The following is a 12,614-nucleotide window of genomic DNA, read 5'->3' as shown; positions in this document are numbered from 1 at the left end:
GGTGTCGTGGTGACACACCGTAATCTCACGACACTGTTCGACAACACCCGGACTGCGTTCGATTTCGCCGAGACCGACGTGTGGATGCTCTTCCACTCGGCCGCCTTCGACTTCTCGGTATGGGAGTTGTGGGGCGCCCTCCTGCACGGGGGCCGACTGGTCATCGTCGACACCGTCACCGCCCGCGCACCCGACGAGTTCCTGAGCCTGCTCCGCCGCGAGCGGGTGACGGTCCTGTGCCAGACTCCCACCGCGTTCGCCCAGTTGGCCACGGCGGAACGGAACCAGCCGACCGACCTGGCGTTGCGGTACGTCGTCTTCGGCGGCGAAGCCCTCGAGCACGGTCACCTCGTCGACTGGCTCGACCGGCACGATCACACCCGACCCCAGCTCGTGAACATGTACGGCATCACCGAGACCACCGTGCACGTGACCAGGCATCCCCTCGGCGACCCTCGTCCCGCTGCGCGGTCGGTCATCGGCCGGGCGATTCCGGGACTGCGCGTGTACGTCCTCGACCGGCGGCTCCACCCGGTACCCACCGGAGTGACCGGCGAGATGTACGTTGCCGGGAACCAGGTCACCCGTGGGTACCTGCACCGATCCGGGCTGACGGTGACCCGGTACGTGGCGGACCCGGCCGGGCGCGGAGGACGCATGTATCGCACCGGTGACCTCGCACGCTGGAACGCGCAGGGCCAACTCGAGTTCCTCGGACGTAGTGACGCCCAAGTTCAGCTACACGGCTACCGGATCGAGCCCGGAGAGGTCGAGGCCACGCTCGTCCGCCACCCGGATGTCGCACAGGCCGCGGTGTCGGTCCGTCCCGACGACCGAGGCACCGAGCGCCTGATCGGGTACGTCGTACCCGTCCGGGACGGTGAACAGACGAGGGCTGTCGACATCGATCGGGTCCTCGGCTTCGCCCGAACGATTCTCGCACCGCACATGGTGCCTGCGACGCTCGTGGTCCTGGACCGCCTGCCGCTGACCCCGAACGGCAAGCTCGATCGCCGACAGTTGCCCGCACCCGACTTCGCCGAACGCGTCTCTACGGGTCGCGCCCCGGTGACCGCGAGCGAGTTGGCCCTCGCCGAGATTTTTGCGGAGGTCCTCGGCGTGCCGTCCGTGAGTGCCGACGAGTCCTTCTTCGCACTCGGTGGCGACAGCATCATGGCGATTCAGTTGGTGTCCCGCGCCCACGAGGACGGTGTCTTCGTCAATCCCCGAGACATTTTCGAGCACCAGACCGTGGCCGCACTCGCCGAGGTCGCCGCCACCGTGAAGCAGGACGTGCTGGCCGAGCTTCCCGGCGGTGGCGTCGGGACCGCACCGCTCGTGCCGATCGCGCGGTGGTTGCTCGAGCGCGGGGGCGACCTCGACACGTTCTGCCAATCGGTCCTGCTCACCGCCCCACCCGACCTGAACACCGACACTCTCACCGCCACCGTGCAGACGGTCCTCGACCACCACGACATGCTCCGAGCCCGACTCCGGCGCGGAAAAACGGACCAGGACACCGTCCTCGAGATCCCACCGGCCGGAACAATCGCCGCCGCACCCCTCATCACCCACGTCGCGGTCGAGACGCACTCGGACAACGACCTCGCCGCGACGGCACGCGCGCAACTCGACGCCGCAACGCACCGACTCGATCCCGAGAACGGGATCATGCTCCAACTCGTCTGGCTCGACCCCCACACCCAACCCGGACACCTCCTCCTCACCATCCACCACCTCGCCATCGACGGCGTCTCCTGGCGCATCCTCATCCCCGACCTCGCCACCGCCCACCACGCCCACACCACCGGCACCACCCCCACACTCCCACCCGTCACCACCAGCGCCCGCCGCTACGCCCACGCCCTCACCGACACCACCACCCACCACACCCACGAACTCCCCCACTGGCGCACCATCCTCACCACCCCCGACCCCCCACTCGGCACCAGACCCCTCGACCCCACCCACGACACCGAACACACCACCACCCACACCACCACCGAACTCCCACCCCACACCACCCACACCCTCCTCACCACCCTCCCCACCACCTACCACTGCGGCATCGACGACGCCCTCCTCACCGCCCTCGCCCTCGCCGTCACCACCTGGCGCCACCGACACCACACCCCCACCCACACCCTGCTCGTCACCATCGAAGGCCACGGCCGCACCAACACCCACATCCCCGGCGCCGACCTCACCCACACTCTCGGCTGGTTCACCACCATCCACCCCGCCCTCCTCGACCTCACCGACATCGACCTCCACGACGCCCTCACCGGCGGACCCGCCACCGGACACGCCCTCACCACCATCAAAGAACAACTCCACAACACCCCCGACCACGGCACCGGATACGGCCCCCTCCGCTACCTCAACCCCCACACCGCAACACAACTCCGCAACCTCCCCCAACCCCAAATCACCCTCAACTACCTCGGCCGATTCGACTACCCGCCGCACGGGCTCTCGAACGGTGCCGGCTGGGAACCGATAACCAGCATCGAGTTCGACACCACGATTCTCGGAAACGTGCCCGTCGCAGCGATTCTCGACGTCAATGCCTACGTCTACGAGTCAGGGGGCGCCCCGATCCTGCGCACCACCTGGGTGTATCCGCCCGGTGTGCTCCCGGCGGCCGACGTCACCGAGCTCACCGAGCTGTGGACCGAAGCGCTCACCGCCCTCGCCGACCACATCAGCCGACCCGGCGCCGGCCGACTCACCCCCAGCGACCTCGACCTCGTCCACCTCGACCAACCCGCCCTCGACGCACTCCACCACCACTACCCCACCCTCACCGACGTCTGGCCCCTCACCCCCTTGCAGGCCGGCCTGCTGTTCCACCACGAATTGACCAGCCAGGACCTCGACACCTACGTCGTGCAACTCGTCCTCGACATCGACGGCCCCCTCGATCCCGACCGTCTCCGCGACGCCGCGGACGCCTTACTCGGCCGCCACCCGAACCTCCGCGCCGCCTTCGGACACACTCCCGACGGCACCCCGATTCAAATCATCACTCCTGCAATACTTCCCTGGAATCACCACGATCTCAGCGACGAGCGCGACGGGACGGTCGCTCACGACATCGTCACCGCCGACCGCACCACCGCGTTCGACCTGACCGCGCCACCCCTGCTCCGGCTCACGCTCATCACCCACGGACCGACCCACCACCAGGTCGCCCTCACTCATCACCACATCCTGCTCGACGGCTGGTCGACGCCCCTTCTCCTGCACGAACTCCTCCAGTTGTACGAGCACCACACCGACCCCGGCGCTGTGCCTCGACCCCTCCCGTATCGCCGCTACCTGGAGTGGCTCACCCAGCAGTCCCTCGAGGAGAGCCGGGCCGCGTGGGCCGACGTCCTCGACGGACTGGAAGGACCGACGATCCTGGTGCCGTCCGCACGCGGCCGCGTCCCATCCACTTTCCCCGAGGAGTATCGGGTCTCGCTGTCAAGGGAGCACACCGATGCGTTGCGGACGGTGGCCCGCACCCACGACCTCACCCTCCACACCATCATCGACACCGCCTGGGCCCTCGTCCTCGCCACCCACACCGGCACCACCGACATCACCTTCGGCACCACCGTCTCCGGACGCCCACCCCACATCCCCGGAATCGAAACCATGATCGGACTCTTCATCAACACCATCCCCGTCCGCATCACCCTCCACCCCACCGACACCCTCACCACCCTCCTCACCCGCACCCACACCACCCACACACAACTCCTCGACCACCACCACCTCCCCCTCACCCACATCCCCAACCCCCACGCCACCACCTTCGACACCATCACCGTCCACGAGAACTACCCCCACCACACCACCACCCCACCCACCGACCTCACCATCACCACCACCTCCGCCACCGACGCCACCCACTACCCCCTCGCACTCGCCGCCACCACCGACACCACACTCCACCTCAAGTTCGAGTTTCTGCCGGAGTTCCTCAGCCGCAACGACACCGAGGCGATCGCGGCCCACATGTGCCGGGCACTGGACGTCATCGCGACGGCACCGGACACGACCGTGGCGTCGGTGCGGCTTCTCGGCGACGACGAGTTCCGTGCGCTCGCGCCCGTGCGCGGCGGTCCCGCACCCGCCACCCGCACGCTCGCGACGATCGTCACCGACGCCGCAGCCCTCGATCCGGACGCCGTCGCGCTCGAAGACTCCGGTCGCGCTGTGAGTTACCGCGACCTCGACGAGGCGTCGAACCGGCTCGCGCGCCTGCTGATCACGCGTGGCGCCGGCCCGGAGCGCTACGTTGCCCTGGCGATTCCCCGTTCCGCCGACTCCGTGCTTGCGGTCTGGGCGATCACCAAGACCGGGGCCGCTTTCGTCCCGATCGACCCGGGTTATCCCGCCGCACGCATCACCGACATGATCGCCGATTCGGGTGTCGCGCTCGGCGTCACACTGACACCGCAACGTGAGCGGCTGCCGGCCACGGTGCCATGGCTCGTCCTGGACGAACCCGGGACGGTCACGATGGTCGAACAACAGCCGAGCGGCGCCCTCGGTGATGCCGATCGCCGCCGGCCATTGCGACCCGACCATCCCGCATACATGATCTACACGTCCGGATCGACCGGTGTCCCGAAGGGCGTGGTGGTTCCGCACCGCGGGCTGGCCATGCTCGCTGCGGCGCAGGCGGCCGGCCTCGGTCCGGGGCGGCACTCGCGCGTGCTCCACTTCTCGTCACCCTCATTCGACGGATCGGTGTTCGACTATCTACTGGCGTTCGGCTGTGGCGCGACTCTGGTGATCAGCCCGCCGACAATCGTCGGCGGCACGGAGCTGTCCCGCTTCGTCGCCGCCGAACGGGTGACGCATGCCTTCGTCCCGACTGCCGCACTAGCCTCGGCCGATCCCGATGATCTCGACGGATACGACGGGTTCGGCGAGATTCTCGCGGCCGGAGAAGCGTGTCCGCCCGGTCTGGTGACCCGGTGGTCCCGTGGCCGTGCTCTGCGGAACGGCTACGGCCCCACCGAAACCACCGTGATGTCCAACATCAGCGCGCCGCTCGCACCCGGGTCCGACGTGACGATCGGCGGCCCGATCGCCGGTGCGGAGGAAGTGGTGCTGGATGCGCGGCTGCAACCGGTCCCGGACGGCGTTCCGGGTGAGTTGTACATTGCCGGGCCGGGTCTGGCCCGCGGATACCACCGGAGGCCGGGGCTGACCGCAGGACGCTTCGTCGCCGCTCCATACGGGCCGGCGGGCGAGCGGATGTACCGGACCGGCGACATCGTCCGCTGGATCGCCGACACGTCCGGCGGTCGGGTGGTCGAGTACCTCGGCCGCGCCGACTTCCAGGTGAAAGTGCGCGGGTTCCGCATCGAACCCGCCGAGGTCGACGCCGTCCTCGGTGCCCACCCGGACGTGGAATACGCCGCGACACTCACCCGCACCGGACCCGCCGGGGACCCGATCCTCGTCTCCTACGTCGTCGGTTCCGCGGAACTCGCCCCGGCACTACTCTCGGCCTATCTCACCGAACGACTTCCGGCTCACATGGTGCCCAGCGCGATCGTGCCGATCGACCGGATCCCGCTGACCCCCGTCGGCAAACTCGATCGCGCCGAACTGCCCGATCCCCGGTTCGACTCCCCGGCCGATCCCGCCCACCGACCGACGTCGCCCGTCGAGGAGACCATCGCGAACGCATTCGCGGCCGTTCTGGGGCTCGAGCACGTCGGTGTCGACGACAACTTCTTCGAGGCGGGCGGGAACTCGCTGACGGCGACACGGGTCGTGGCACGGGTCAATTCGACGCTGCACACCCACATCGACGTCCGGACCTTGTTCGAGGACCGGACACCGCGGGTCCTGTCCACCCACCTCGACCACGACTCGAACGACGCCCCGCTGCCGGTGCCCACTCCGGGGCCCCAACCCGAGTTCGTGCCGTTATCGCCCGCCCAGCAACGCATCTGGTTCCTCAACCAATACGACACCACCACCCCCACCTACAACATCCCCCTCACCCTCCACCTCACCGGCCACCTCGACACCACCGCCCTCCACCACGCCCTCACCGACCTCATCCACCGCCACCAACCCCTCCACACCACCTACCCCCTCCACCACGGACACCCCACCCAACACATCCACCCCCACCCCACAACCCCACCACTCACACCCACCCCCACCACCGAAACCCAACTCCCCCAACACATCAACACCGACACCACCCAACCCTTCGACCTCACCACCGACACCCCCCTCCACACCCACCTCTACCAACTCGACAACACCCACCACACCCTCACCCTCGTCCTCCACCACATCGCCGCCGACGGCCACTCCCTCACCCCACTCACCCACGACCTCACCACCGCCTACACCGCCCACACCCACCACCAACCACCCCACCCCACACCCCTACCCCTCACCTACACCGACTACACCCACTGGCAACACCAACTCCTCGGCACACCCCAACACCCCACCCCCACCACCCACACCCAAACCACCTACTGGACCACCACACTCACCAACCTCCCCGACACCCTCCCCCTCCCCACCGACCGACCCCGACCCACCCACCGCACCCACCACGGGGATCGGGTCGCGTTCCACATCGGACGGGACCTGCACCGGTCACTATCGGCGCTCGCGCGGCAGAACAACTCGACGCTCTTCATGGCGATCCACGCGGTATTCGCCGTCCTCCTCGCCCGCCTCAGCGGGAGTTCCGACATCGTGATCGGCACCCCCGTCGCCGGCCGCCCCGATCCCCGGCTGGACCAACTCGTCGGCATGTTCGTCAACACACTCGTCCTGCGCACGCCGGTCGACGGCTCCCGGTCGTTCACCGAGGTACTCGACCGCACCAGGGACGTCGACCTCGGCGCCTTCCTGCACGCCGACCTGCCCTTCGAACGCGTCGTCGAGGCCGTGGATCCGGCGCGGTCGACCTCCCGCTCACCGCTGTTCCAGGTGTCACTCGAATTCGAGAGCGTCCAGCGACCAGAGATCACACTGCCGGACCTGACGGTCACGGTCGCCGAGTACACGCCGCCCGTCGTCAAGGTCGATCTGGAACTGGTGGTCGCCGAGACGTTCGACGAGTCCGGTGACCCGAACGGGATCGCCGCCGGATTCACCTATGCCACCGACATCTTCGACGCCGCGACCGTGCAGGGCTTCGCCGATCGTCTGACCCGTCTCCTCGCGGCGGTCGTCGCCGACCCGGACCACCCGGTCGGAGACCTCACGCTCGGCGACGAGGACGAGGACACATCTGTCTCCGGACCGCCCGGCCTCCCGGCGCGGGTGTGGCCCGACCTGCTGACCGAGGCGGTGGAGCGGCACGCCGACCGGCTGGCCGTATCCGACGCCGGTCGCGCGCTCACCTATCGCCAACTCGGCGAAGACTCCGCGCAATTCGCCCGGTTGCTCATCGCTCGGGGTGCCGTCCCAGAGGGTGTCGTCGCCCTGGCATTGCCGCGGTCGATCGCGTGGGTCCGTGCCGTGTGGGCGGTCGCCCGCTCGGGTGCGGCGTCGGTACCCGTCGACCCGACGTATCCGCTCACCCGGATCGCCCATATGCTCGCCGACGCCGGCGCTGCGCTCGGCCTCACCGTCGCTGGGTATCGTGCACAGTTGCCCGACACGGTCGAGTGGCTGGTGCTCGATGATCCCGACTTCGAAACGCAAACGCGGCACTTTCCTTCCACGCCGGTGACCGACGTCGACCGTACAGCTCCGCTGCGCACGGACAACCCCGCCTATCTCATCTACACGTCCGGGTCCACCGGCGCCCCGAAGGGCGTGGTCGTGTCGCACCGGGGTCTGGCAAACCTGTTCGAGCAAGAACGTCACCACCTCCACGTCACGCCCGATGCGCGGGTCTCGCACCTCGCGTCCCCCAGTTTCGACGCGTCGCTGTTCGAGTTGACGATGGCGTTCTGTGCGGGTGCCCAGGTCGTGCTCGTACCCCCGCCGACCTACGGCGGGTCGGCCCTGGCGGACATCCTCGCCGTTGAGCGGATCACCCACGCGTTCATAACCCCGACCGCGCTCGCCACGCTCGAACCGACGGGACTCGACTCGCTGCGGGTCCTCGTCGTCGCCGGTGAACCGTGCCCGACCGACCTGGCCCGGCGATGGGCACCCGGCCGGCGCATGCTCGATGCGTACGGTCCCACCGAGACGACGATCTGGTCGCATGTCAGTGAACCACTGGCACCGGCGGAACCCGTCACCATCGGGCGCCCCGTCCGCGGGTTCACCGCCGCCGTCCTCGACGCCCGGCTGCATCCCGTTCCCCCGGGCACCCCGGGCGAGCTGTACCTGGCAGGGCCCGGTCTGGCCCGCGGCTACCACGACCGCCCGGCCACGACGGCGACCCATTTCGTCGCCTGCCCGTTCGCCGCCCCCGGGTCGCGGATGTACCGCACCGGTGACCTGGTACGCACCCGGCCCGACCTCACGCTCGAACACCTCGGCCGCACCGACTTCCAGATCAAGGTGCGCGGATTCCGGGTCGAGCCGGGCGAGGTCGATTCGATCCTCGCGGCGCGCGCGGACATCGGTTTCGCGGCCACCGTCGGGCGAACCGGACCGGACGGGGAACCGATACTCGTCACCTATGTCCACGGTGCGACCGGCGTGGACGTCGACGCGAGTGCGGTGCGCACGGCGTTGTCCGCGCAGCTTCCGCCGTATCTGGTGCCCGCCGCGGTCGTCGTACTCGACGAGGTGCCACTGACCCCGGCCGGCAAGCTCGACCGCTCGGCCCTCCCCGAACCCGAGTTCGGTCCCCGGCCCGACCGATTCCGTGCCCCGTCCACGGCCGTGGAGCGGGCGGTCGTCGAGGCTTTCGCGGAAGTCGTCGACATCGGCGAGGACCGCCCGATCGGAGTGGAGGACGACTTCTTCGCACTCGGCGGCACGTCACTGTCCGCGGTCCGCGTCGCTGCGGACCTGCAGCGGCGACTGGGCCGGCCGGTGCCGCTTCCCGCGCTCTTCCTGGACCCCACTCCCGCGGGGCTCGCGGCCCGCCTCGCCACAGAAGTGCCCGCCACCACCGACGAAGCTCTCCGGGTTCTCGTGCCGCTGCGCCGTGGTGACCGGCTCGCACCACTATTCTGCGTCCATGCCGGGATGGGCCTGGCCTGGGCGTACACCGGGATGGTGCGCCATCTCTCACCGGACCGGCCCGTGTGGGGACTGCAGTTGCCCTCCCTCGGCGGCGGTCCCGAGTACGACTCGATCGAGGACCTGGCGCACCGATACCTCGACGAGGTCCGTGCCGTCCAGCCGGCGGGGCCGTATCATCTGCTCGGCTGGTCGCTCGGCGGTCTGATCGCGCATGCCATGGCCACCGAGCTGCAGGACCGGGGTGAGGAGGTCGCGTCCCTCGTGCTCCTGGACAGCTATGCGGGCGAACCGATTGCGGAACCCGACCCGTTGGACGCCGGAGACCTTCTGCGTGGGCTGGGGGTCGACGTCGGACCCGGCGCGAACTCCCGACCGCTCACGTACTCCGACGCCAGCGACCGCCTCCGCGAGGCCTACGGTCCCGCAGCGGCCATGACGGCAGACCAGCTGCGGCGCATCGCCGAGGGATATGACCGGTCGACCCGGCTAGCGGCGCGATTCGCCCCGAGAGTCTTTCGCGGGGACGCGCTCCTGCTCATCGCTGAGGACGGTCCCCACGACGGATGGGGCGACTCGATTACCGGCACCGTGCAGGAAGAACACGTCGACTGCGGACACAACGACATGATGCAACCGAAACCAGCACGTGCGATCGGCATGCTCGTCGAAAACTACCTATCCGGGCGGGGCGGGTAGAGCCGCGCCAGAGTGCCGCAGATTCCGCGGATGCTCGGGTGCCGGTACAGCTCCCGCATCGGGAGGGCAGGAAGACCGAGCCGCCGCATCATGCTGTCGGCCTTGATCGCGCACAGCGAGTTCCCCCCGAGCTCGAAGAGGTTGTCGTCCAGCGAGACCGGGACTCCCAGCACCGACTCCCAGATGTCGGTGAGCATGTGCGCTGTTCCCGCATCGGTGAGGGGGCCACCGTCCTGCGGTTCGACGACATTGTGCGGCAGAGACCGCGGGGCGGGTGCGGGAAGCCTTGCCACGTCGATCTTTCCGTTGATGGTGAGCGGTAGAGCGTCGACCAGGGTGATCGACCGGGGCACCATGTGTTCCGGTAGGAATCGGGCCGCGCGTTCGCGTATCGCTGCGATCGTCTCCGTCTCCCCGGCCGCAGCGGACCCGCCCGGGACGACGTAGGCGTCGAGCGCGATTCCGGCCGGGTCTTCCGGCCTTCCCGAGGGCACCACGGCCGCTGCCGTGACGACGGGATCGTCGAGGAGCACGGAACGCACCTCGTCGAGCTCCACACGGAACCCGCGAATCTGGACCTGGGTGTCGAGGCGACCGAGATGCTCGAGAGTGCCGTCGTCACAGATTCTTCCGCGATCGCCTGTTCGATACCAGCGGGACCCGCCGGGTGCAGCGACAAAGCGGCAGGCAGTCAGTCCGGCACGGTCGAGGTACCCGAGCGCGACACCGGCCCCGCCGACGTAGATCTCGCCGGTCAGGCCGTTCGGCAGAGGATCGCCGAACTCGTCCGCGACCGCCATCTCCCAGCCGGGTAGCGGTTTCCCCACCGTGCGCGATCCGGTCAGGGCGTCGCGCCGCGTCACGGTGTGCGCGGTGACGTGCACGGTGGTTTCCGTCGTCCCGAACATGTTCACCAACCGGCATCGTGATTCCGGATACCGGTCGAGCCACGGCAGTACCACCCGGGGGTCGAGAGTCTCACCGCCGAACACGACGAGGCGGAGCGCGGACAGCGGCTCGAGATCCCGGTCGGCCGCGGCCAGGAGGACGAATGCGGACGGCGTTTGACTGAGGACGGAGACGCGTTCGTCGGCGAGCAATGTGTGGAACTCCACTGGGGACCGCGAGATCCAGTACGGCACGATCACGAGTCGGCCACCGGTCGACAACGAGCCCCAGATCTCCCACACCGAGAAATCGAAGGCGGGCGAATGGAACATCGACCAGGTGTCCCCGGGAGTCGGCGCGAATTCGGTTGCGGTGGCCGACATCAGCGCCGGCACGGCACGGTGCGGAATCACCACGCCTTTCGGCCGACCCGTCGACCCCGACGTGTAGACCACGTAGGCGGGGGCGCCGTCGCCTCCCACAGCCCAATCCACCTCACCCGGGCCCGATACCGATCCCGGCAACTCCGCCGGCGTCACCGCCGGTACTCCGGCCCACAGGGCTTCGCCCTGCAACTCGGTCACGACCAATCGGACACCGGCATCACGCGCCGTGTACGCGAGCCGATCCGGAGGATGCCGCACGTCCATCGGAACGAACGCCGCACCGCTGCGCAACACCGCAAGCATCGTCACGACGAGATCGACCGACCGATCCACACAGATTCCGACCCGGTCCCCCGGGCCGACTCCCCGATCGTGAAGACCTCGCGCCATCCAGGCCGACTGCTCCTCGAGTGCACGGTAAGTCAATGTGCGCCGGCCATGGGTCACCGCGACCGCGTCGGGACGCTCGTGAGCGTGCCGGACGACGAGATCCTCGATTCTCCCGCTGGAGACAGGCGCTCGCACACCGGCACCCACCGGTGCCACCGCCGCACCGAACACACGACGTCGTCGCGGTGACGGATCGCGAAGTCCGTTCACCACTCGGGCGACCCATTGCCCGAACCTCGCCGCTGTGTCGGCGTCCACAGACACCGGGTCGGCGTAGACCTCCAGGGTGGCGTGTCCGCCGGTGTCGGCCACCGGCACGAGTGTCAGCGGAAACGGCGCCGTCTGGCAGGGGAGATACTCACGTCCGGTGTCACGTGTAACCGTCCCCAGCACCCCGGTTGCCGTACTGCGCATTTCTCCGATCTTCACGGATTCCCACGAGACCTCCTGTTGCCGTGAGCATTTCACCTCTTCCGCCAGCTCGACCAGAGTGCGGTCCAGGGAAGTGTGAAAGGCCAGGTCGACCCAGTTCTCGAATCCGCCGAGCATTCGGGGCGGCCGCGTCCGGTCGACCCGCCACACCGGAACCGTGACCACGGAGAGGTCGTCACGCCTACCGGTCACCACCGCGGCGGCAGCGGCCACCGTCGCCGTCATATCCTCACGGGCCGCGACCAGCGGGTGGGAGGAACGCAGTACCTCCGCGCTCCATCCGCCCAGTGCCCGACCGTGCCGATGTCGACCAACGGGATTCGCGGTCACCGTGTCGGCGTCGCGCACGCCGACGAGCACGTCACACACGAGCGTGAGCGAGGCAGTGTCGAGATCACGCCGATCGGCGACCACGACCAGATCGGCCACCTGGTCGAGGTACTGCATCACGACTGCGCGCACCGCCGGACCATCGACAGCGACGGGCCGCCGGCACTCGGCGGCAAGCCGGCGTCGTGCCTCCTCCGACGCCGAACCGGCCGGAACATCCACCACCCATAGACGCGACGGCCTGGTCGCGCGCTCCCACCAGCGACGGGACGCCGTACCCCACCGCACCGCAAGCATGTCCGAGCTCACTCCGCGGGGCACCCGCACCGTCATCGCATGGCCGAACGCCGTGCGCAC

2 protein-coding genes (1 of these 2 cut by a window edge) are annotated in these 12,614 nt (G+C 68.8%); one reads left to right on the top strand and one right to left on the bottom strand.

The genetic code is table 11. The features are described 5' to 3' along the window. Nucleotides 1-9,831, top strand: the 3' end of a protein-coding gene (locus tag JVH1_RS36295) for a non-ribosomal peptide synthase/polyketide synthase (protein WP_371113075.1). 16,785 nt of this gene lie to the left of the window's left edge; only the last 9,831 of its 26,616 coding nucleotides appear in the window; its start codon lies beyond the left edge, outside the window; it ends in the stop codon at nt 9,829-9,831. Here the strand turns inward: JVH1_RS36295 and JVH1_RS36290 are convergent. Then, nucleotides 9,807-12,614, bottom strand: a complete 2,808-nt coding sequence (locus JVH1_RS36290; RefSeq protein ID WP_009472791.1) for a non-ribosomal peptide synthetase — start codon at nt 12,612-12,614, stop codon at nt 9,807-9,809. The two genes, JVH1_RS36295 and JVH1_RS36290, sit on opposite strands and share 25 nt — an antisense overlap.

Origin of the sequence: Rhodococcus sp. JVH1, assembly GCF_000280725.2 — a bacterium.
Taxonomy (GTDB): Bacteria; Actinomycetota; Actinomycetes; order Mycobacteriales; family Mycobacteriaceae; genus Rhodococcus_F; species Rhodococcus_F jostii_A.
The sequence above is the reverse complement of the archived record's forward strand: the minus strand, read 5'-3'. Positions and strand labels throughout refer to the sequence as shown.